Source organism: Mesorhizobium sp. Arg314, assembly GCF_053714275.1.
The window spans coordinates 1-218 of the sequence record NZ_JBSKBP010000385.1 but is presented as its reverse complement, the minus strand read 5'-3'; the positions used below and the strand labels follow the sequence as shown (position 1 = coordinate 218).

The following is a 218-nucleotide window of genomic DNA, read 5'->3' as shown; positions in this document are numbered from 1 at the left end:
TCGTTTTGAGCAGCCAGGTGAAAGGCCTCGCGCCGCTCGACGCAGGTGCCGCAACGACCGCAATGGTGAGCCCCGCCCTGGTAACACGACCAGGTTTCCGCAAAAGGCACGCCTAGTCGTGCGCCTTCGCCGACAATGTCGGCTTTGCTCAGCTGCAAGAACGGCGCGTAAAGGGAAATCCTCGCCAGTCCCTCCAGCGCGTGGCGCTGCATGGCCTC

General features: G+C 63.8%; 1 protein-coding gene. It reads right to left on the bottom strand.

Annotated elements, in window-relative coordinates:
- The coding region (locus tag ACWGS9_RS35975; protein WP_454509584.1) for a 7-cyano-7-deazaguanine synthase at positions 1-218 on the bottom strand (218 nt) is incomplete at both ends.